The sequence below is a fragment of the Clostridiaceae bacterium HFYG-1003 genome (assembly GCA_024579835.1).
Taxonomy (GTDB): domain Bacteria; phylum Bacillota; class Clostridia; order Clostridiales; family Clostridiaceae; genus JG1575.
Genome location: CP102060.1, coordinates 1,160,785 through 1,181,419 on the forward strand (window position 1 = coordinate 1,160,785; position 20,635 = coordinate 1,181,419).

Consider the following 20,635-nt stretch of genomic DNA (forward strand, 5'->3'; position numbering starts at 1 on the left):
AGCCGGACAGGCAGAAGCTGCTGATTGGCTCTCACTTGTCTTCCAGCGGCGGTTTTGCTGCCATGAATCAGACGATGGCCCAGATCGGCGCATCGACCTATCAATACTTCTCCCGGAATCCCCGGGGGAGTCAGAAAAAGAAGCAGGATCCGAAGGATCTTGCCCTCTTTCTGAAGGATTCGCCCAGGGTCATTCTGGCTCATGCTCCCTATACCCTGAATCCGGCTTCCGGAACGGACTCAGTGAGGGATTTTGCAGCATTGGTACTGGAAGAAGATCTTCTGGAAATGGAGTCGATTCCGGGAAATCTGTACAATTTTCATCCCGGCTGCCATGTCGGTCAGGGAAAAGAAGAAGGAACCCGCCTGATCGTGGAAGCCCTGGACCGGCTGACTCAGCGCGACCTGAAGACGACCATTCTCCTGGAAACCATGGCAGGGAAAGGAACTGAAATTGGCAGCCGATTTGAGGAACTGGCTGAAATCATAGCTCGTGTGCCCCATCGCCAGGTGCTGGGCGTGTGCCTTGATACCTGTCATGTCCATGATGCCGGCTATGATATCGTGAATGACCTGGAGGGCGTTCTGCAGGAATTTGATCAGATCCTCGGACTGGAGCGATTGAAAGCGATCCACTTGAATGATTCGAAAAATCTCCCGGGAAGCCGCAAGGATCGCCATGAAAAAATCGGCGAAGGGACGATCGGCTTGCCTGCGATGATTCGAATCATCAATCATCCCCGGCTGAAGCATCTTCCGTTTTATCTGGAAACCCCCAATGATCTGGATGGATATGCCCGAGAAATAGAACTCCTGAGACGCCACTGGAGTGAAGCGATACTCATTCCATAGATAAGGATTCAAGAGAACTGATTGAAAGATCGGTTCTTTTTTTATTGTTTTTTTTATTTCGGTTCCCAGCCAGAACCTTTTCGTTCACGAAGCGTACAGGATCTCTTTCCTGGATCCTTGAGCTGAAAAGTCAAAAATGAAGCTAAGATAACCTGAGAAACCCGATATCAAATGTAGCCTCTCAAGTCAGTCAGCAGGCGGATTTACATCTATAAAGGCTTATAAAGGCTCCTGTTATTAAGGAGTATCTTATTCATATTCCACTAATTATTTTACAATATAGCCATTTGACATGAGATTATATTAATTAAACGTATGATTAATGAATATAAGGATCAATTGTTTTCAACATGGATACATAACTCAATTTCAGTTCACTCAGTTCAGAAAGTGCTTACCCGAATCAAAGATTGTTAATGACAGTTTGAAAGAACCTCATGCTATTCTTGAGTCAGAAACCAACGATCCCTAAAATAAATGATTAAAACATATCAGGAGGACAAATATGGAGACAAACATGAACAAGAAAGTTTTCGGAGTCTATCAGACCACTCAGGATGCTCAGAGGGCAGTTGAGGATCTTCTGAACATGGGTTATACCTCGGAGGAAATCTCCGTTATCTCAAGAAATCAAGATCGGATCGAAGGCATTGAAGGCGTTGAAACTGCTACTGAGACTGGATTAAAGGGCGGTGCCGCAACAGGCGCAGCCATTGGCGGACTGGGTGGCCTGCTGGCCAGCCTTGGACTTCTCGCCATACCGGGAATCGGCCCAATCCTTGCAGCCGGACCCATCGCGGCTACTCTGGCAGGCGCTGTAGCCGGCGGAACAGTTGGCGGAACCATTGGTGTCATCGGAGGTGCTCTGATTGACGCAGGTGTCAGCGAAGAAGATGCCAGATACCTCGATGAGCGTTTCCAGGCTGGAGATATCATCGTTACGGTGGACAGCGATGACGATCGCTACCGGGACGTTTCCACCAGACTGGGCCATGGATCCTGGAGAGATCAGCCGACCTCCTATGATCTGAACCCGATGGATGAAGTCGATCCGATCATGGCAGATCCTGCCAGTTATTCGGGAACTTCACCGCAGGTTCCGGTTACGGAAGACGAACCGGTTCAGGTAAGAGATAATCTGGTTGAACACAAAAATTTTAATGAGAATATGAATGCCCCGGGAATCGAGGACGAACGTTCCTATGAAAACCTGATGGCTGGAGCCGGCGCGGTAAATCCAGTGGATCCAACCGTTTCGACCGGATTTAGTGGCCGTGAATTTGACAATCTGAAGGAGGAACCAATGAAAGATCACTTAACCGATGCAAAGCATGAAGCACTCAAAATGAAGGAGAAAGTTGAACGCCGCCTGGACAACGCCGGTGAACCACTGGAAGATGCCCAGAACTGGGTTGGCGATCGGGTCTCTGATGTCAAACATGAAGTTGGAAAAGCAGCTGAGAAAATTGATGATCGAATGGATAACGATCTGGGGTTCAATGATTCGGCAAAACCAGTAGATGAATTCGAAAACAAGATGCAGGATTCTTACACGGATTCAAAACATGAGGTGGAAAAACAGGCAGAGAAGCTCCAACGCAGAGCCGAAAATGTCGGTGAACCCCTGGAAGATGCTCAGAATTGGGTAGGCGACCGAGTGTCTGACGCCAAACATGAAGCCGCTAAGATCGTTGACAAGATCAAGAATCGAATCGACGATTAGCCCCCAACAGAATAAAACAATTAAAAACCATCCAGAAGCCGGTTGCAGAACCGGCTTCTGGTATTTTGCGCAATTCTGTGAACAGTAGTTGTTAAAGGGCTTATCCATTGTGCTCTTAATCCATTGAGCTCTTTATCCATTGGGACAATCATCGATTGAGTCATTCACCCATTGACTTCAACCAGCAAGATGAATCTATGTAATAAGATAAATATCCATATAACCTTGCTTCAAAATTATAGGTTGATCAATCGACAGATCCTTGGAGTGACGTAATTGAACGGGCTTGCTTATTGCGGGTTTTTCTTCCTTTGGACATTGTTATGAGTTTAATTTATATATATATTCTTCGGCGTAATCTCATAAATCTTCACATTTAATTCCACTCCAAATAATAATAAATGATAAAATTTTAAATTTATATAATTAAACTGTTCCTATTAGCATAACTTTTAAAATTGAGACTGTATGCAGACTTACGAGGTTTTAATTATTATAATAAGTAAAAATGCCTTGTAATTTGCCGATTAATTGTATCATCTCAATAATTGACAAGACAAAAATACAGTACTATTTTTAATTTAAAGAATTAAGTATATTAAATACTTTTAATTGTTGAGCAGGATACTGTACGGATGAGATGCTGATCATTTAACTGCAGCGCAACATGACGTAACCGGCTTGAGAGAATAATTTGTTCAGGCTGAAGATCCTGTGCGCCAGTGAGAACTTGGTGGCTGGATCTTTTTAACTTTCAGACTAGCTGTGGCTGAATTTGGGAAATGATGAAACTAGGGAGGCGGTGCGTTGAATTGCATAATCAGTCTTTCTTTATCAGTACCAGGACAAATACGGAAAGGGAGGAGAGAAAGTTATGATACCGGAAAAAATTAATTTGAGTCAAATCCAGGAATCGCTCAATAAACTCGACAACCCATGGGAAGCCGGAGTGACAAGCATGTCCCTGCTTTCACCTGAAGAGCAGAAAATGCACCTTGGTTTTTCACCGGGACCCGGGGATATGACTATTTCAGAAATTATTGAGTATGCCGCACAGATGAAGGCTCAGATCAAAGAGGAAGCTCTGACCTGGGCAGGCGCTCCGGCAGCCTTTGATCTGCGCAATGTCGGTGGACAGAACTTTGTTACACCGATCAAGAATCAGCTGAGCTGCGGTTCATGCGTAGCGTTTGGTACGGTCGCCACGGTGGAAAGCACCCTGCGCAAGCAGCGTAACGATCCGGGACTGGCCATCGACTTGAGTGAAGCTCATTTATTCTTCTGTCACGGCAAGGCTCGGGGCCGTAACTGTGAGAATGGCTGGATGCCAAATGAAGCGCTGGAGGATATTAAAACCAAGGGTCTCGCCGATGAAGCCTGCTATCCGTATACCATGAGCAATAAGGACTGCAGCGGCCTTTGCTCCAACTGGGCAGACCGAGCCATTAAGATCACCGGATATACTGATCTGAAAGGGAAGCCGGCAGACATCAAAACCTGGGTATCGACCATCGGACCGGTCATTGCCTGTTTTGTTGTGTACGGTGATTTCTTCAGCTACAAGAGCGGAGTCTACAAGCACGTCAGCGGCAGTCAGTCGGGCGGACACTGCGTCACCATTGTTGGCTACAATGACAATCCCGGTTACTGGATCTGTAAAAACAGCTGGGGTGACGCTTGGGGAGATAAGGGATTCTTCAATATTGCTTATGGTGAATGCGGTATTGACACCTGGTCAAACTACGGAGTAAACAGTATTGCCAATACCGGCTGGCAAAGCAATAAGCGGGTGATCGGTCTTTGGGCCAATAATCAGGATCGCAACGCCTTTGCTTACTTTGACGGTCTGGGCTGGCGGAAAGTTTCTTCGGAAAATGACAACATCTTCGTCAACATGCTGACCCAGCTGGCAGCAGCGAAAGCCAGCGGCCGCGCCGTCAATTTCTATGAAGAAAACAGCCTAATCAAACAGATCTACGTATATTAACGAAAGGGGTGTTAACATGACTGAATTTAAATCGCCTGCCGTGGATCCCGGCTGCTGCTGCTCTGAAAACAAAATCGACAGGAATGCCGACAGTCCGCTTCTTTCGCCCCCAATGGCTAAGAGCGAATTCATGAGTATTGAAAATCTGCCGTCGATGGCAATATCAACCGATGCAGTTCCGGCGCCTCTCATCAGCGCAGAAAGTGCCGGGGCCAGCGTCTGGGTGAATAACAAAAAAATCAACGGACTGTGGTCCATTAATCAAAATCGCAACTGCTTTGCCGGAGTGGAAGGAGTTGGCTGGAAAAAACTGATCAACACTTCGGACAGTTCGATTGTGGCGCTAAACATTCTGGCCAGTCATGCCTTGGTGAAAGGCTCTCCTGTAAACTATCGCGAAGAAAGCGATGGTATGATATATGAGATGTATGTCTGGTAGTCGGGCTTAACGGCTGCACGCCGTGCTGCCGTTTCAACCCCAAAGCGGGAGGGACGCCAATGATTCGCATATTTGAAAGGGACTCAGCCGCGACCATTGAAGTTGATCGCGGGGAGGTCATGACAATCAGCCTGAAAGAAAACCCCACTACTGGGTATCGCTGGAGCTATGAACCATTGCCGGGAATTCAGCCAATCGGCGATGACTACAAGGCCGTACGATCGGAAGGTTCTGAAGAAGCCGTTGGAGTCGCCGGACTCCGGGAGTTGCAGTTCATTCCGACTCAGCCCGGTACATTCACCCTGCAACTGAAAAACTGGCGGGAATGGGAAGGAGAAAGTTCGGTTATTGACCGCTTTACGGTGAAAATCATTGTGAGATGAATGATGTGATTTGGTTGCCAGGCTGCTGATGTTCCCAGCTGTATTCTGTTTCGATCGACAGAACAACCGGCAGCTTTATCCAATATCAGCGTTCAAGGGGAACAGGTCCGGAACATGTAGAACAACACAGAGCAGCTGAGCGGTCCTTTGATGGATGCTCAGCTGCTCACTATTTCTGATTTGATTGTACAACGTGTGACAGGATCTCTAATGCCTCTTCGTTTACTGGGACGAATCTCGAACGAACGGTTTATTCGGCGCCGGAGTTAGTGCCCGGCTTTTTGAAGAACTTCTCGTACAGCAGATAGGCTCCCAAAATTACGATTGCCACGATGGCAGTTTGAACGAGTACCTTGAAGAGAAAGCCCAAAATGTTCAAACCCAGGATCACCAGAAAAATCACCAGTAGGGGATTCATTTTTTTATTATCCATTGCATATTACCTCCGGATCGAATTTTTTGAGTACCTCCACCGCCAGGCTGACACAGGCTTCGAGGTCTTCGAGGGCGGCAAAGTTGTGATGGGTATGGATGAAGCGGGAGGGGATGCCAAGCACCAGGCAGGGGACCGCTTTCCCAGTGAGGGATATTTTGCCGGCATTGGTCGAACCGCCGCGCCGAACTGCGTGCTGCGTTCTGATATTGGAGCCGTCCGCCAGGGATTGGGCAAAATCGATGAATCCGCGGTGACTGACATAGCTTGCATCAAAGTGCCGGATCTGAACTCCCTGTTTCAGGGCACACTGGCGGGTATGTTCGTCAAAATACAGATCATCCGCCGGGGAGCCTTCAAAGATCAGGGCAAAATCAGGTTTTACCACCTGGGAGGTGACGGTTGCACCCCGCATGCCGATTTCTTCCTGAGCGGCCAGAGCGGCAACAACATCCACCGGCAACTGTTCACTCTTCAGGCGCCGCATGATTTCCATGATGGCAACGCAGCCCAGACGGTTGTCAAAGGCTTTGCCGAAGATCACTCCGGTGGACGGGTCGATGGATGAGACGACTTGCGGCGCAACCGGATCTCCCGGGGCGATGCCCATCAGATTAACCACGTCTTCGCGGGAGCAGGCACCGACATCGAGAACCAGATCTTCCAGCTGGACCTGATCATTCTGCTTTTCCAAAGCGGTCTTGAAATGCGGCGGCTTGCTGGCGATAATTGCTCTAATCCGTTCACCGGTCCGGGTCTGGATCAGGAACAGCTGGGAGGGGACACTGCTGGTGACCCATCCGCCCATCGGCACGATGGCGATGGTTCCGTTTGCCCGGATCGACTGAACCATGAAACCAACTTCGTCCAGATGTGCATCCAGCTGAATGACTGGGCGATTGCCCTGATTTCCCGGATGCGCGATGTAGAGGTTGTGCATGTGATCCGTACGGATGTTGAAGTCCTTGAGGTAGCTTCGAACTACATCGGTGACGGGTCCTTCAAATCCCGGGGGTCCGAAAGCGTCGCACATCTCACGGATCATACTGCGTTCGATCATGTTATTACCTGCCTTTCCTGGTTGTTTTAATATAGTATTGGGCTGTCCCATAGCTGAAAATGGATGGTACTGCCGATCGGCTGAACAGGGATTGAATTCACTGAAACTTCTGCAGAATGCGAAAACTTGTCGTGTAACTTCTGAACCGTTCGCTAGAACCGCTCCAGGCGGGGCATTCCCGGATCTATGAACACCGTTTTATTCGTTGAGTAAATTACCATCCCCGGTTTTGATCCGCTGGGTTTCTTGACATGTCGAACTAAGGTATAGTCCACCGGCACTTTGCTGCCGGTCTGTGCCTTGGAATACCAGGCTGCCAGATTGGCCGCTTCCAGCAGGGTTTCATCGGAGAATCCGGTTCCTTTGATGATGACGTGGGATCCAGGATAGTTCTTGGTGTGCAGCCACGTATCATTGGGATCTGCCAGTTTGGTCGTCAGATAATCATTTTGATTGTTGTTCTTGCCGACATAGATCGTGACGCCTTCCGTCGACTTGAAGCGCATGGGCTTGCTGGGGGATTCCTTCTTTTTCTTCGATGACTTGAATCGGATATAACCGGCTACAACAAGTTCCTGCCGGATCTCCGCAATGTCGGAAGGGTCCTCGGAGCGCATGACAGAGTCCGCCACGGAGTTCAGGTAATTCAGCTCATCCTGAGCCAGGAGCAGCTGTTCTCTTGCGTTTTCCTCACTCCGCTTGTATTTATTGTACTGATTAAAATAGCGCTGCATGTTATCCGTAATGGATTTATGGGGATCCAGTTCAATCACAACCGTTGGCTGATCTTCACTGTAATAATCAATCACTACGGCCTGATTCTGGCCGTCCTTCAGCTGATACAGATTGGCCTTAATCAGTTCGCCCCTGATCCGGAATTCTTCTTTGGTTGAAGATTCGGTGAGAACATCTTCCAGGATCTGAATTTTGCGCTGAACTCGCTCCAAATTGGCGGAGACGATTCGCAGGATATCCTGAGAGCGGTCCCGCACCCGATTGGATTTATCCTTTTCGGACAGGAAAAATTCCAAAGCCAGGGAAGGAGAGGAGAATTCCTCAATTTCATCATATTGCGACAGGGCCGATTCCTCCGGCAGGAGCAGACTGATATCTCTTGGCACATCCTTCTGAAGAAAAACAAAGAATGTATCGGCCTTCAGAGCCGATTCCAGCGTCGAGCGAATGGCTTCCGTCAGCGTCTGACCCGCTTGAATGCGGTCGGCACAGGCCTGATACAGAACTTTTGAGGTCATTTTGCTGATGCCGGAGAACAAACGGGCAAAATCATTTTCCGTCAGGTCTTCCGTGAGCCGTTCGGAGAGAGCCGCATCAAGGTAATCCGTGGGATCCAGCTTATCCTGGGGCGGCGGCAGCTGATAGGAAGCGCCGGGCAGAAGCAGGCGGTAGCTGTTGACATCAGCCCCCACGTGCTTGATGCATTCCATAATCTTCTGATCGCGTTCCCTGACAAGAACGATGTTGGAATGTCTTCCCATCATTTCGCAGATCAGGATGTAGTTGGAGTAAAAGCCCATCTCATCCGTGGCTTCGAAGGTCAGATTCAGGATCCGGTCGCCCTGAGGCTGTTCGATCCGGACGAGTTTCCCCCCCTGTACGTATTTTCGCAAAACCATGGTGAATAAAGGTGCTTCCTTCGGATTGGGTTTGGCTTCCTCGGTCAGATGCACCCGGGCATGATCGGCACTGGAGGTGAGAAGGAGACGATGTGTACCGGTTCGCCCCCGGAAGGTCAGAACGATCTCATCCTTTTCGGGCTGGTGTACTTTATCGGCTCGGGTATTCAATATATTTTCTTTCAGTTCTTTCGTAATCGCTTGTAAGTAAAGACCATCAAAGGCCATGGCAGTAGTCGGGGGGACAAGCCCGACGCTCCTTCCAGATTATTTGCGGGATGACCCACCGGTCCGGGGAAGGTCACTGGATTTGATTCTTTTCAAGGGAGATGCTGTGGGTGGATCAAAGCTGCGTCCTGCTGCATTCGGCAGATTTTGATGCTGCGGCACCAGGAAAGGAGAGCTTCTGAAGTATTATTTCTGTAGCATGAATTCTGAGCATGAATTCTGAATTACAATTTTTGAAGCAAAGATTCGGAAATAGTGTTTCTGAGTCCGGCTGAACACCCGGAGAGCGGCAATGACGCGGTATGCGGCAGGCCCTCTCTACTATATTAACATATTGTCACGGTTTTCTTTTCAGGTTTCAAATCCAATAAGAAAACAGTATAATTCAGGTAAGCGAAGGAGGTGTGCTCCATGATGGACGAACATATTGTAACGGAACAGCGCAATCCAAAAACCATTCACATCGATCAGGTTTCGACGGTTGACATGCTCCACATGCTGAATGAGGAAGACAAGCTGGTCGCCGGTGCGGTGGAAGCGGAAATTCCACAGATTGCCCGGGCGGTCGAACTCATCGCCGATGCGATGAAACTGGGCGGTCGGCTGATCTATCTGGGAGCAGGAACCTCCGGCCGGATTGGTGTTCTGGATGCCTCTGAAGTCAGCAGCGCCTTCGGCCTGGAAGAGGGAAAAATCTATGCGTTTATTGCCGGTGGAACGGAAGCGCTGACAAAGTCCGTCAGCGGAGCCCAGGATGACAAGGCCATGGGCGTGGAGGAACTGAAGAATATCAACGTGAATGATCAGGATGTGGTGGTTGGTATCACGTCTTCCGGATCAACGCCGTATGTCACAGGTTCGCTGGAGTATGCCAAGCGTCAGGGCGCATCCACCATTGCGCTGACCTGCATGCACAGTTCGGAATGTGCCCAGATCGCGGATTTGATTATCTCACCGGCCGTCGGTCCCGAGGCCATTGCCGGTTCGACCCGGCTCAAATCGGCCACGGCGAACAAAATGATTCTGAACATGATCTCCACCGGAGTCATGATCAAGCTGGGAAAAGTCTATGAAAATCTCATGATCGACCTGCGTCCGGCGAATTCGAAGCTGCTGCGTCGGCGTAATCAGGTCGTGGCTTTGGCTCTGGAAGTGGACGATCAGCGGGCGGAAGAACTTCTGACGCTGTCGGGTGGAAATCCCCGGGCTGCCATTCTGATGGGGCTGTCCAATCTGAGTCTGAGCCAGGCATTGAGGCTGCTGGCGGAACACGAGAACGACCTGCGGGCCTGCATGTGCGATGAAAATTTTCGGCAGGATCTCCAGGAAGACAGTCAGCATCCTTTATTTGAGTAGGTATAAAAATTAGAGTCAATATCCATAATGTCTGCGGAGGCGATGGCATGGATATTGACTTTTTTTTGAACCAGATGGAAACCCGACCGGTTTCAGACATCCACTTTATTCCGCAGAAAGATCGGATTCTCATCCGATACCGGCTGCCCCAGGGACTGGTCGACGGCGAAGCCCTGGGCAGGGAGGAGTACCAGATCCTGCTCCAGCGGCTTAAGCTGCGGGCCGGGTTGAATATCAGCGAGAAGCGGCTGCCACAGGATGGCATGATTGAACAGGAGGATGGCCGGCAGCTGCGAATCTCAACCCTCAAAGGAATTTATGGAGAAGCCCTAACCATCAGATTGTTCTGCGATCATCGCCTGACCCTGGAAGAGCTGGGACTGAATCAGGAACAGCTGGCACTGATCCGGCACCGTCTGAGCAGTGGATTTTCACTCCTGGTAATCACCGGAGAGACCGGATCAGGCAAAAGCACGACGCTGAAAGCGCTGATTGCGGAGATGATTGATTCCGGACACAAAGTAGTTTCAGTGGAGGACCCGGTGGAAATCAGCATCCCAGGCACGCTGGAAGTTTCCTTGAACGAAAGCATCGGCCTGGACTACGAACGAGCGATCTTCGCCTCCCTGAGGCAGGATCCCGATTACATTGCCATTGGTGAAATTCGGGGGCAGTCCACTTGTGAACACTGTCTGCGGGCAGCACTGTCCGGGCATCCGGTCATCACCACCCTGCATTCAGGCGATTATGACCTGACTCGAATGAGGCTGGCTTCCCTGACGTCCATGCCGGAGTTTGTCGATTGTGTTCTCTCCCTGGTCATTCATCAGAAACTGATTGCCTCTCCCTCCGGAGAACGACGTCTGGAAGCCAGGGTTTATGATCACCGGGGCCAGGAGGTGATCGAGCGATGAAGAAGAACCAGGCAGAACGTTTTTATTATGAAATCGGAACACTGCTCGCCACCGGTTTTCCGTTGCTGACGGCACTCGATTTTATGGAACGGCCTTTCGCGGCAGATGCCGCCCGACTGAAAGAGAAACTGGTGCAAGGTCAGCTTTTGTCCGATTCCATGATGTCTCTTCCCGGCATCGATCCCGGAGATACTGAGATTATGCGCATGGCCGAAGAAACCGGACATATGGCGCAGGCATTTCTGGAACTTCACGAAATGCGCCGAAACAACCGGGAATTGCGCCAGAAGCTGATCTCCTTTGCGGTGTATCCTCTGATCATGCTGATTCTGATCCTGGCTTACCTGATGTTTTCATTGTTCTTTATGGTTCCGATGATGACTCAGCTACTGTCCTCACTCGGTGTTCAGGAAGGATTCCTTTTCACGCTGGAAAAACTGAGAGTGATTCTCTCGACCCATCGGTTTCTGTTTTCTTTCTCCGGCGTGATTCTGTTCATCGGCGCGGCGTTTCTGTTCCGAAAACAGCACGGAGCGCTCCGACTGGTTCTGGGGCGCCGCTACGGACTCTATTACGAGGTCATGGCGGTGGATCGCATGACGAAACTGCTCCGGGGCGGACGGGGAATTCTTGAGGTGCTGGAGATCGCCGGAGATATGACCGGGATCCGGACGGAACCCATTCGAAGCGCGCTGCTGTCGGGGGACTCTCTGGCAAATAGTCTGGCACGAGGCGGTTTTTCCAGGGAACTGACCGGCCTCACCCGAATCCATGAAGAAGGAGGGGATCTGGTGGCCGGTTTTACATTGTATCTGGCCAGTTCCCGAAAAATCATCCATTCGACCATGGAGAGCCGTATCAAACTGCTGGAACCACTGTCCATGGTCGTCATTGGCTTTGTTGTGGGACTGACCGTTATTTCCATCATGGGACCTTTGATGGACGCATTTGGGAGGATTCAATGAGACCAGTGAAAATAAAATCAGTGGAAATGAGGCCTGAACCAAGACGATCTGCGAGGGTCTGCCCTGCGGTCAAAAGAGTGAGGGATCCTGAACTTGAAGCAGAAAAGCTGCATCGAACTGCCCGCAGAGGCTTTCTGACGGCTGAACTGGTAATCGCCATGGCAGTCCTCACGGTCATTTTATCTTTCACGCTTCTCCATCTTTCCGGCATTCATTACGGAGACCGGGTGGCAGATCGAGCCTTTATCCATCGATTGAAATCTGCCATCCTGGATCAGAGAATCCGAGCGCTGACTGATCCGGGACGAAGCTATTCTATTACGGTGGACGGCACTGGCTGCGTGGATTTTAAGTGCGGTGCTGCCATTTATCGGAAACTAAGCGGACCAGCGTATCAGGTTTTTGTTCAAAAGGGGGTACGGACTGATATTATGTCAACGATAAACTTCAGGAACAGAACCTGGGGAGGTCAGGATGGCTTTACTCTCGGGATCTGGAAAAACGGGCATCATCTGGCAAACCTGGTGTTTCAGGTGGGAACCTCGACCTTCCGGGAGGAATACTATGGTGACTAATCGGCATCGCGGGTTTCTGTCGGCTTCCAGTATGCTGCTGCTGGTGATTGCCCTTTCCGTCTCGCTGAGTCTGGCCGGGGGACTGCAGCTGGCAGTGGCCAGTGCCAGGCGTAATCGGGAAAGAGTCAATGCCCAGCTGGCCTTTGAGGAGAATCTGATCCGGCTGGATCAGGGCAAGTCATTCCGCCCGTTTCAATCGAGCTCCCATCGGCTGACTGCCCAACTGGAACTTAGAGACGGAATTAAGACCGTCCATTTATGCTGGCTGGAAGATGGCTGCCTGAAGGAGGAACAATGGCTCGAAAACGCGGCTTCATCCTTCGGGAACTGATGCTATATCTGGTGTTTGGCAGCCTGCTCCTGGGGATCTCCCTGAAACTGTTTCAGACAGTCTGGTTTTCCTTTCGTTCGATTCAACGCCAGCAGGAGGTCACTCTGGATTTTCTCTTTGTCAGCGAACGCCTGAAGTACGATCTTTATAAGGACGTTCAGAAGATTGAGATCGGACGGACGTCATTCACGTTCAGTTTTCTCGATGATACTGCGGTTCAGGCGGCGCCTGGCCTCAGAGAATACACCTTCTGCCTGCACAATGGACGCCTGGTCTACAACATCTACAACGGAACCACCATCACTGCCAATTACCTGTCCAGCCTGGTCCAGTCCATTTCCCTGGAGGCTGAAGCGAACCTGCTCACGGTGATCTTCGATTACGGCGATCATCAATTTCGGAGGACTTATCGCCTTGATCACATCAAAACACAGAGGATTTCTGACGGCTGGGATCCTGATTCTGCTCCTGTCGTTGTCCATCGCCTGGGGCGTGCTCAGTCTGATCGAAGCCGATCTCCGAACAGGAACCAGCATCGCCTATGCAGACCGGCAATATCTGGAAGCCAGGGGACAGACCGGGCGGCTCGAACACCTGATCAACACCGATCCGAGATTCCCAACCTATGATGCCTTTCTCGCGTATATGAAAAAATACCCTCAAACCCGGCCCCGTGTTGACAGTCTCAGCCTGACCAGTCTTCATTGCCTGATCAATTCTTCCGGTGAGTCGGTATATCGATTCCAGATGTGCGACTCGAAAAAACCGACTCTGATCCGCTGGCTGACTGCCTGCAGAAATCCCCAGGGACAGGTGTCCTTTCACTTGACATTGAATCCAGACTGATTAGCAATAAGGGAACTAACGGTTCCTGAATTGGTGAAGCGGGTTAAAAGACAGCGGAAGGGAGCGGGTCAATGAAGCGATTATCCCCCCATAATAAATTAACTTTTGAGGTAAATAAAATATTATAATCACTATAATAAAGTGTTACTATTTACCTCAAAGATACATTAAATTTGACGTAGAGCCTTGCAGATTACTGATAGAACAAATCAGCTGAAACAGATTTGCACCGTTAAGAACTGATGTTTATGAACTCTGGGACCTGATATAGTGATCAGAAACCTCGATCAAAACAAAGAATGGGATCACGGTTTGATATACCCGAGAATGGGAGTGATTCAGATGAAAGAAGAATATCGACAGGATGCTGAGCGGATTTTGAGTCATCGAAAAGATCAGGGCTGGGATCTATGGACGACATCGGACCATCGGATCAGCAAGGGCTCGCCGTTTTCACTGCTGGGCAGTCTGTTGCTGCTGGCCGAGCTGGGAATGGATCCTTCGGATCCGGCGATTATCACGGGAACAGACTTGGTTTTTGAAACCCTGCGGCCTGACGGGCGATTTCAGGTTGCTCCCAAAGGAGCAATGCTGCCTTGCCAGACCATCAATGCATTGAATGTGTTGTGCCATCTCGGACAGGGAGAAGACCATCGGCTGTATTCGACCTGGACCTATTTGCTGGATACCAGGCATACGGACGGAGGCTGGCGCTGCCTTAAGTTCAGTTATGGGCGGGGTCCAGAAACGGAATTTTCGAATCCCGGCCCGACGCTGGCTGCCTTGGACGCCTTTCGCCTGAATCCCAAATATGACAGCGATCCGCGGTTGGACAAAGCCGTCGGGTTCCTGCTGGATCACTGGGATACTCGTTTGCCTCTGGGCCCTTGCCATTACGGAATCGGCTCGTTGTTTCTGCAGGTTGAATATCCCTTCCTGACCTATAATTTGTTCAATTACGTATATGTTCTGTCGCATTACCCGAAAGCCCGGCAGGATGCAAGATTCCTGGATGCTCTGCAGTGCCTGTCAAAAAAACTCCGCGATGGACAGATCATCGTAGAGCGTGTCAATCCAAAATTGAAAGATTTTAATTTCTGTCGAAAAGGTTGTCCCAGTGAAGCGGGTACCAGACGCTATCAGGAGATCCTGAACAGTCTGAAGTGATATTGACCATGGATCATACTCCGGAATTGAGCCGCGTCCCCAAGAACTACAGTGCCGGATCCGTGTGAATGTACGAGCTGCAGCCGGCCCAGGTCATAGGCAGAAAATTCAGGATAGTACATTTTTTCGGAATCACCACGCGGATGGAAGAGTTCTCGCCGATTTTTACAGAAGGATATACTCCCCAGCGTTACCGTCAACCATCAACCATCAACCATCAGCACACTTTTTCGATTGCGCTTTTCAAAGATTGCATGACCTGCTATAATTAAGAATGGTAATTTGTGCATGACACAGTGTATTCTACGGATAAAAGCCGTAAATAATGGAGGGGTAGAGCTTATATGATATCTGCTGGAGATTTAAGAAAGGGAACAACCTTTGAAATGGATGGTAACGTCTATACCGTTATCGATTTTTTACATGTCAAACCTGGAAAGGGTGCAGCGTTTGTCAGAACGAAACTGAGAAATGTTATCCAGGGCGGCGTCACTGACACGACCTTCAACCCGTCTGATAAATTGCAGGAAGCAGTCATCGAGCGGAAAGACATGCAGTACCTGTATAATGACGGTGAATTATATTACTTCATGGATCAGGATACCTTTGAGCAGATTCCGCTCAACTTTGAAAAAGTTGAAGATGCCATCAAGTATCTCAAGGAAAACATGTTTGCTTCCATCAAATTCTACAAAGGCAGCGCTTTCTCAGTAGAAGCTCCCAACTTTGTTGAACTGGAAGTTACACAGTCCGAACCAGGTGTTAAGGGCAACACAGCTACCAACGCGCTGAAACCTGCCATCGTGGAAACCGGTGCCCAGGTCATGGTTCCTTTCTTTATCAACGAAGGCGACATGATCCGAATCGATACCCGGACCGGAGAATACATGGAACGCGTTTAATACGATTCTTACCGGTACTGCAGCCGCAGTACCGGTTTATTTTTTTAGATAGCAGAACATTGATTTAATTGAGTATAGCGGTGATTCCGTTCATCCTGCATAAAATTCAGCGATTAATCGATTACAGCGTGTATGCATAATTCCTGTGAATTTTATGCAAAACCTGCCGAGAAGGCTGGTTATTCAATTGTAAATAACAATGTGTCTTTGCTATAATAATATGACAGGGTTTTTGTTATTATGCATTTTACCGGAGGTAAAAAATGGAAAAAGATATTCAAACCAATCCCGCCAGAGAACCTGGCAAGTATGACGTCGCCGGTGTCGGTACGGTGAAGATTTCTGAGGAAGTCGTAGGGGTCATCGCCGGGATCGCAGCCACCGAAATTGAAGGAGTCTCCGGGTTAAATCCGACAACGACTCGAGGCATTACACAGGTCTTTACCGGTAAGCGCAACGTAACCAAGGGGGTCAAAGTAACCATCGGCGACGAGAAATCAACCATCGACATGATCATGTCCGTTGAATATGGCTACAACATTCCCGATGTAGTAAAGAAAGTCCAGGAAAACGTTCTGGAAACCGTTGAGAACATCACCGGTCTTCGAGTCAGTGAGGTCAATATCATGGTTAATAACATTTCCGTGAAGAAACCGGAAGCGGCAGTGAAAGATGCAAAATAAACCAAGCCGCCGCAAGTCCCGTGCCATTGCAATGGAACTTTTGTATTCCGAAACGGTCAATACGCGCAATGAAGAAATTACGGATGACTTTATTGAAGAGTTCTCCGATATCAGTGAAACCACCGAAGTCCTGGATCGGGACTATATCCGAACCATTACCCGGCTGGCCAAGGAAAAAGATAGCTGGATCAAGGATCTGATTCGTCCCTACCTGAAGGAATGGACCATTGAGCGGTTATCCCGCGTCAATCTGGCCATTCTGAAGATCGCTGTACTGGAGCTCTTCTTCATGGACGGAATTCCAGAACGCGTATCGCTCAATGAGGCCTTGGAATTATCCAAAACCTACTCCGATGAAGAGTCGACAGCCTTCATAAATGGAATTTTAGATCGAATCCTGAAGGCCAAGCCTGAGATCCAGCAGAAGATGAACGAACAAGAAGCATCTGTTGAGTCGCAGCCGGAGACGACTGATGCAGAACCGATCCCTGGAGAAAATCAGCTGGTCGAAGAAGTCTCTTCTGCAACCCAGGTTGTTGTTGAGGAACGGTCTGAGAGTCCTGAAGAGGCTGTTGAAATGAGTTCTGAGGAACCCTTGAAATGAGTTCTGAGGAATCCGTTGAAATGAGTTCTGAGGAACCCGTTGAAATGAGTCCTGAAGAGACAGTAGAAATGAATCCTGAGGCATTTTCTGAGACGATTTCTGAGGAAGGTTCGGAAATGGTTTCTGAGGCAGTTGCTGAAGCTGATTCTGAGACGTCTTTGGAAGCATAACCGTACTCAAAAACTGTACTCAGAAAACTCTTTGTCGGAATGTAGCCATCCATCGGATGGTAACAGCGGAATGAAGGAGTCCATGGGAGTTCTCTTTATAAAAGGGAAGTGCCCAACTCCTGTCTGTACAATTGGATGATGAGAATGAATGCCCTGCCTGAAAAGGCTGTGGGCATTTTGAATGAGAACGTGGCAATCGGCCATAATACACAGGAGTGATCCTGAGAAATAACGGAGGATAAGTAAATGGGAAATATCATCAACGTGAAAGAACTGGCAGCCAAGTATAAGGAAGAGATCAAAGCATTCGCCCTGCAGCGGGAAAAGGAAGGCAAATCCGTTCCAACTCTTGCGACCGTCCTGGTGGGCGATGATGAAGGATCCAAATACTATCTGCAAAGCCAGACCAAGGTTGCTCAGTCTCTGAATCTGGGTAAGGTCAATCTGCAGCTTCCGGCTGAAACGACGGAAGAAGAGCTGCTGGCGACCATCCATGATCTGAACAGCGACCGAAATGTCCACGGCATCATGGTGCTGTTTCCGCTCCCCAAGCACATTGACGGCAAGAAAATCTCGGCTGCCATCGCCAGAGAAAAAGATATTGACGGAGTCAATCCGGTCAATGCCGGTCTGCTGTTCATGGGAGATCGGGCTTTTGTTCCCTGTACGGCCAAGAGTGCCCATACCATCATTAAAGAGACATTGGGCGATATCACGGGCAAGAACGTCGTGATCGTCGGCCGGTCCAATATCGTCGGCAAGCCGCTGGCTATGCTGCTGCTCGCTGACAACGCCACTGTCACCATGGCTCACTCGAGAACGAAGAATCTGGCAGCGATTATCCGTGCTGCGGATATCGTTGTTGCCGCAGTCGGCCGTGCCAATATGTTCACCAGCGAATACTTCAGCCCCGGACAGACCGTCATTGACGTCGGAACCTCCGAACTGGATGGCAAAATCACCGGCGATGTCAAAACCGATGAGGCCGTGGAAGTTGCTGAATATGTCACTTCCGTTCCCGGCGGCGTAGGGGCCATTACCACGACGATTCTCATGAAGAACGTCTGTGAGGCCTCAGAACTTGAACAGTAAGGTTCTGTCCGTTTCCTCTCTGAACAACTACATCAAGAAAATCATTGATGCGGATTTCATCCTGCGCAATGTCAATGTCCAGGGCGAAATCTCCAACTTCAAGGCCCACACCTCCGGTCATTTATATTTTACGCTGAAGGACGAAGGATCCCGCATCAACTGTGTGATGTTCCGCCAGGAGCGGCAAAAGCTGCGGGTGCTTCCCCGGGACGGTGACAAAGTCACCATCCGGGGTCGGGTGGCAGCCTATGTTCAGGGGGGAACGTATCAGATTTACGTGGATGACCTGCAAAGCGAGGGGACGGGGGACTTATACGCCAAGTTCTTACAGATTAAGGAGCGCCTGGCCCGGGAAGGCCTTTTTGATGAGACCAGACGGCGGCCCATTCCGCCCAATCCTCAGAAAATCGCGGTGATAACTTCACCGACTGGCGCAGCCATCCGGGATATCATCAAGGTGCTGCGGACCCGTCATCCGGGGCAGTGCCTGGTGATTTATCCCGTCCAGGTTCAGGGCGAAACTTCTGAAAAAGAGGTCATTGCGGCTCTGACCAGAATCAATCAGCGCCGGGATATTGATACCATCATCATCGCCCGGGGCGGAGGCTCCATCGAGGACCTGTGGTCCTTCAACTCCGAAGCAATGGCTTATGCGATTCGGGCTTCCCGAATACCGGTAGTCACCGGAATTGGCCATGATATCGACTTTACAATCGCCGATTTTGCCGCGGATCTTCGGGCTGCCACGCCCAGTCAGGCAGCCGAACTGACCATCCCCAACCGGATGGACAATTTAGGCCAGATACTGGATAAGAAGCGTCGGCTGCGACAGCTGATGGAAGCCAGGATGCGCCAGGAGAAATCCCATCTGGTAATGAACCTTCGCTTTATTCGCCAGAATGATCCTCGGACCATTCTGGTCAACGAAATGAAAAACGTATCCGATCACAAAGAACGGATGGCTCAGGCAATCCGACTGCGCCTCGATCGGGAAGAACGCCGGCTGGAGCGTGCCACGTCACTGCTGTCCGCCTATAATCCATACAACGTGCTCGATAAGGGCTATGCGATCATTCAAAATGAATCGAATGAAGTACTGAAAACCGTCAGCAGCCTGGATGCGGCCCATATGTTCCGGATCCGAGTCCGCGACGGCGAAGCCACTTATCAGAAAGGAGAAAAACTCAATGGAATTGAACGGGAAACCAACTGATACCAGCGCTTCCTATGAACAGCTGATGGAAGAGCTCACGGCAGTTCTCAAATTAATGGAAGATCCCGCCACCAGCCTCGACAGCCAGCTGATCCACTATGAAAAAGGCATGAAATTGTGCCGCCAGTTAGAGAGCCGGCTCAAGGAGGCAGAGGAAAAGATCCTTCTGATCAACCAGCAGGGCGAGGAAGTTGCCTTTGAATAGCCCGTTGACGCCAGAAAATCAGATTCCTGAGCTGCAGCGGCAAATTGAAGCAGCTCTGCGCTTCCAGACGGAAGCGTTCACCTGCCCAGCCGCATTACAGGAAGCCATGGCTTACTCCCTGCTGGCGGGAGGTAAGCGGTTCCGGCCGCTCCTGGTACTGGGCGCTGCCGAGCGCTGCGGACTGTCTCAGGACGAAGTAATGCCCATGGCCCTGGCCATGGAAATGATCCATACCTATTCCCTGATTCACGATGATCTCCCGGCGATGGATAACGATGATCTGCGCCGGGGGAAACCCACCAGCCATAAGGTGTTTGGCGAAGCTTTGGCCATTCTGGCCGGAGACGCTCTGCTCAATGAAGCACTTCTGCTTTTAATGTCAGCCTATGGCGGAACTCCAAACGGAGCCCGGGCCATGGTTGAGCTCGCCCAGTCTGCGGGCAAGGACGGCATGATTGCCGGTCAGGTGCTGGACATCCAGTCGGAAGGACAGGTCATTGACCTGCCGGCCCTGGAAGAAATGCACCGCAACAAAACCGGGGCCATTATAACCAGCTCCGTGACAGCGCCCTGTCTACTGGCAGGCTGCTCCGAAACCGAAGTCGAAGCCATGCGCTCTTTAGGGCATAAGCTTGGCCTGATGTTCCAGATTCAGGATGACATTCTCGATGTAGAATCGAATCAGGAGACCCTGGGAAAATCGGTGGGAAAAGATGCCAGAGATGAGAAATCAACGTATGTGTCGCTTCTGGGTCTGGAACAGGCGAAAATTAGACTGGAAGAATTGCGCCGCGACCTCTTCCGTCTGACCGAACATCCCGGAGACGGCCTGCTCGAAGCCGTGATCCGTTATTTTGCCCGGCGCGACCACTAG

The 20,635-nt window shown here is 50.1% G+C and carries 24 protein-coding genes; 21 read left to right on the forward strand and 3 right to left on the reverse strand.

What is annotated here, in order from left to right:
* The first annotated feature begins 17 nt into the window (after positions 1-17).
* From NQU17_05300 to NQU17_05320, 5 genes are all read left to right on the forward strand, one after another.
* Complete coding sequence (locus NQU17_05300) at positions 18-851, forward strand: deoxyribonuclease IV (protein ID UUM13463.1); 834 nt, start codon at positions 18-20, stop codon at positions 849-851.
* Between the two features lie 505 nt (positions 852-1,356).
* A complete protein-coding gene (locus NQU17_05305; protein UUM12978.1) occupies positions 1,357-2,574 on the forward strand; it encodes a general stress protein in 1,218 nt (405 codons plus the stop codon).
* An 874-nt stretch (positions 2,575-3,448) separates the two neighbouring features.
* Positions 3,449-4,561, forward strand: a complete 1,113-nt coding sequence (locus tag NQU17_05310; GenBank protein ID UUM12979.1) for a C1 family peptidase — start codon at positions 3,449-3,451, stop codon at positions 4,559-4,561.
* A 16-nt stretch (positions 4,562-4,577) separates the two neighbouring features.
* Positions 4,578-5,000 (forward strand): hypothetical protein, encoded by a 423-nt coding sequence (locus NQU17_05315; GenBank protein ID UUM12980.1) that lies wholly within the window; start codon positions 4,578-4,580, stop codon positions 4,998-5,000.
* A gap of 59 nt (positions 5,001-5,059) precedes the next feature.
* Positions 5,060-5,383 carry a protease inhibitor I42 family protein gene (locus tag NQU17_05320; protein ID UUM12981.1) on the forward strand — a complete coding sequence of 108 codons (324 nt, stop codon included), beginning with the start codon at positions 5,060-5,062 and terminating at the stop codon, positions 5,381-5,383.
* 250 nt (positions 5,384-5,633) lie between these two features.
* Here NQU17_05320 and NQU17_05325 read toward each other — a convergent pair whose 3' ends face one another.
* The 3 genes from NQU17_05325 to NQU17_05335 form a co-directional block, all read right to left on the reverse strand.
* Complete coding sequence (locus tag NQU17_05325; GenBank protein ID UUM12982.1) at positions 5,634-5,816, reverse strand: hypothetical protein; 183 nt, start codon at positions 5,814-5,816, stop codon at positions 5,634-5,636.
* On the reverse strand, positions 5,809-6,876 hold the full coding sequence (locus NQU17_05330) for a M20/M25/M40 family metallo-hydrolase (protein ID UUM12983.1): 1,068 nt from the start codon (positions 6,874-6,876) through the stop codon (positions 5,809-5,811). The genes NQU17_05325 and NQU17_05330 overlap by 8 nt, the downstream gene beginning before the upstream one ends.
* 152 nt (positions 6,877-7,028) lie before the next feature.
* Positions 7,029-8,738, reverse strand: coding sequence for an NFACT family protein (locus NQU17_05335; protein UUM12984.1), 1,710 nt, complete (start codon positions 8,736-8,738; stop codon positions 7,029-7,031).
* A 411-nt stretch (positions 8,739-9,149) separates the two neighbouring features.
* Here NQU17_05335 and murQ point away from each other — a divergent pair, with 411 nt between their 5' ends.
* The 16 genes from murQ (at position 9,150) to NQU17_05415 (ending at position 20,635) form a co-directional block, all read left to right on the forward strand.
* Positions 9,150-10,094 (forward strand): N-acetylmuramic acid 6-phosphate etherase, encoded by a 945-nt coding sequence (gene murQ, locus NQU17_05340; protein ID UUM12985.1) that lies wholly within the window; start codon positions 9,150-9,152, stop codon positions 10,092-10,094.
* Positions 10,095-10,141: 47 nt separating this feature from the next.
* Positions 10,142-11,008, forward strand: a complete 867-nt coding sequence (locus tag NQU17_05345) for an ATPase, T2SS/T4P/T4SS family (GenBank protein UUM12986.1) — start codon at positions 10,142-10,144, stop codon at positions 11,006-11,008.
* Complete coding sequence (locus NQU17_05350) at positions 11,005-11,973, forward strand: type II secretion system F family protein (GenBank protein UUM12987.1); 969 nt, start codon at positions 11,005-11,007, stop codon at positions 11,971-11,973. Before NQU17_05345 ends, NQU17_05350 begins: the two co-directional genes overlap by 4 nt.
* Before the next feature lie 77 nt (positions 11,974-12,050).
* The gene (locus tag NQU17_05355; protein ID UUM12988.1) at positions 12,051-12,548 is read left to right on the forward strand and encodes a hypothetical protein; all 498 of its coding nucleotides are present in this window, start codon (positions 12,051-12,053) and stop codon (positions 12,546-12,548) included.
* On the forward strand, positions 12,538-12,879 hold the full coding sequence (locus NQU17_05360; protein ID UUM12989.1) for a hypothetical protein: 342 nt from the start codon (positions 12,538-12,540) through the stop codon (positions 12,877-12,879). Before NQU17_05355 ends, NQU17_05360 begins: the two co-directional genes overlap by 11 nt.
* Positions 12,843-13,508 (forward strand): hypothetical protein, encoded by a 666-nt coding sequence (locus NQU17_05365; protein ID UUM12990.1) that lies wholly within the window; start codon positions 12,843-12,845, stop codon positions 13,506-13,508. Before NQU17_05360 ends, NQU17_05365 begins: the two co-directional genes overlap by 37 nt.
* 559 nt (positions 13,509-14,067) lie before the next feature.
* The gene (locus NQU17_05370) at positions 14,068-14,892 is read left to right on the forward strand and encodes a prenyltransferase (protein UUM12991.1); all 825 of its coding nucleotides are present in this window, start codon (positions 14,068-14,070) and stop codon (positions 14,890-14,892) included.
* Positions 14,893-14,960: 68 nt separating this feature from the next.
* The gene (locus NQU17_05375) at positions 14,961-15,164 is read left to right on the forward strand and encodes a hypothetical protein (GenBank protein ID UUM12992.1); all 204 of its coding nucleotides are present in this window, start codon (positions 14,961-14,963) and stop codon (positions 15,162-15,164) included.
* Between the two features lie 72 nt (positions 15,165-15,236).
* Positions 15,237-15,794 carry an elongation factor P gene (gene efp / locus NQU17_05380; GenBank protein UUM12993.1) on the forward strand — a complete coding sequence of 186 codons (558 nt, stop codon included), beginning with the start codon at positions 15,237-15,239 and terminating at the stop codon, positions 15,792-15,794.
* 263 nt (positions 15,795-16,057) lie between these two features.
* Positions 16,058-16,477, forward strand: a complete 420-nt coding sequence (locus tag NQU17_05385) for an Asp23/Gls24 family envelope stress response protein (protein UUM12994.1) — start codon at positions 16,058-16,060, stop codon at positions 16,475-16,477.
* Entirely contained in the window at positions 16,467-17,081 is a 615-nt protein-coding gene (gene nusB, locus NQU17_05390; GenBank protein UUM12995.1) for a transcription antitermination factor NusB, read from the forward strand. Before NQU17_05385 ends, nusB begins: the two co-directional genes overlap by 11 nt.
* Entirely contained in the window at positions 17,078-17,251 is a 174-nt protein-coding gene (locus NQU17_05395) for a hypothetical protein (protein UUM12996.1), read from the forward strand. Before nusB ends, NQU17_05395 begins: the two co-directional genes overlap by 4 nt.
* 246 nt (positions 17,252-17,497) lie before the next feature.
* Positions 17,498-18,343, forward strand: coding sequence for a bifunctional 5,10-methylenetetrahydrofolate dehydrogenase/5,10-methenyltetrahydrofolate cyclohydrolase (locus tag NQU17_05400; protein UUM12997.1), 846 nt, complete (start codon positions 17,498-17,500; stop codon positions 18,341-18,343).
* The gene (gene xseA / locus NQU17_05405) at positions 18,333-19,556 is read left to right on the forward strand and encodes an exodeoxyribonuclease VII large subunit (protein ID UUM12998.1); all 1,224 of its coding nucleotides are present in this window, start codon (positions 18,333-18,335) and stop codon (positions 19,554-19,556) included. The genes NQU17_05400 and xseA overlap by 11 nt, the downstream gene beginning before the upstream one ends.
* On the forward strand, positions 19,531-19,761 hold the full coding sequence (gene xseB, locus NQU17_05410) for an exodeoxyribonuclease VII small subunit (protein UUM12999.1): 231 nt from the start codon (positions 19,531-19,533) through the stop codon (positions 19,759-19,761). Before xseA ends, xseB begins: the two co-directional genes overlap by 26 nt.
* 4 nt (positions 19,762-19,765) lie before the next feature.
* A complete protein-coding gene (locus NQU17_05415) occupies positions 19,766-20,635 on the forward strand; it encodes a polyprenyl synthetase family protein (GenBank protein ID UUM13000.1) in 870 nt (289 codons plus the stop codon).

What these genes read in the sequence shown, in the direction of transcription:
- NQU17_05305 (UUM12978.1), top strand. Translation starts at nt 1,357, where the DNA reads ATGGAGACAAACATGAACAAGAAAGTTTTCGGAGTCTATCAGACCACT.
- NQU17_05310 (UUM12979.1), top strand. Translation starts at nt 3,449, where the DNA reads ATGATACCGGAAAAAATTAATTTGAGTCAAATCCAGGAATCGCTCAAT.
- NQU17_05315 (UUM12980.1), top strand. Translation starts at nt 4,578, where the DNA reads ATGACTGAATTTAAATCGCCTGCCGTGGATCCCGGCTGCTGCTGCTCT.
- NQU17_05320 (UUM12981.1), top strand. Translation starts at nt 5,060, where the DNA reads ATGATTCGCATATTTGAAAGGGACTCAGCCGCGACCATTGAAGTTGAT.
- NQU17_05325 (UUM12982.1), bottom strand. Translation starts at nt 5,816, where the DNA reads ATGGATAATAAAAAAATGAATCCCCTACTGGTGATTTTTCTGGTGATC.
- NQU17_05330 (UUM12983.1), bottom strand. Translation starts at nt 6,876, where the DNA reads ATGATCGAACGCAGTATGATCCGTGAGATGTGCGACGCTTTCGGACCC.
- NQU17_05335 (UUM12984.1), bottom strand. Translation starts at nt 8,738, where the DNA reads ATGGCCTTTGATGGTCTTTACTTACAAGCGATTACGAAAGAACTGAAA.
- murQ (UUM12985.1), top strand. Translation starts at nt 9,150, where the DNA reads ATGATGGACGAACATATTGTAACGGAACAGCGCAATCCAAAAACCATT.
- NQU17_05345 (UUM12986.1), top strand. Translation starts at nt 10,142, where the DNA reads ATGGATATTGACTTTTTTTTGAACCAGATGGAAACCCGACCGGTTTCA.
- NQU17_05350 (UUM12987.1), top strand. Translation starts at nt 11,005, where the DNA reads ATGAAGAAGAACCAGGCAGAACGTTTTTATTATGAAATCGGAACACTG.
- NQU17_05360 (UUM12989.1), top strand. Translation starts at nt 12,538, where the DNA reads ATGGTGACTAATCGGCATCGCGGGTTTCTGTCGGCTTCCAGTATGCTG.
- NQU17_05365 (UUM12990.1), top strand. Translation starts at nt 12,843, where the DNA reads ATGGCTCGAAAACGCGGCTTCATCCTTCGGGAACTGATGCTATATCTG.
- NQU17_05370 (UUM12991.1), top strand. Translation starts at nt 14,068, where the DNA reads ATGAAAGAAGAATATCGACAGGATGCTGAGCGGATTTTGAGTCATCGA.
- NQU17_05375 (UUM12992.1), top strand. Translation starts at nt 14,961, where the DNA reads ATGTACGAGCTGCAGCCGGCCCAGGTCATAGGCAGAAAATTCAGGATA.
- efp (UUM12993.1), top strand. Translation starts at nt 15,237, where the DNA reads ATGATATCTGCTGGAGATTTAAGAAAGGGAACAACCTTTGAAATGGAT.
- NQU17_05385 (UUM12994.1), top strand. Translation starts at nt 16,058, where the DNA reads ATGGAAAAAGATATTCAAACCAATCCCGCCAGAGAACCTGGCAAGTAT.
- nusB (UUM12995.1), top strand. Translation starts at nt 16,467, where the DNA reads ATGCAAAATAAACCAAGCCGCCGCAAGTCCCGTGCCATTGCAATGGAA.
- NQU17_05395 (UUM12996.1), top strand. Translation starts at nt 17,078, where the DNA reads ATGAGTTCTGAGGAATCCGTTGAAATGAGTTCTGAGGAACCCGTTGAA.
- NQU17_05400 (UUM12997.1), top strand. Translation starts at nt 17,498, where the DNA reads ATGGGAAATATCATCAACGTGAAAGAACTGGCAGCCAAGTATAAGGAA.
- xseB (UUM12999.1), top strand. Translation starts at nt 19,531, where the DNA reads ATGGAATTGAACGGGAAACCAACTGATACCAGCGCTTCCTATGAACAG.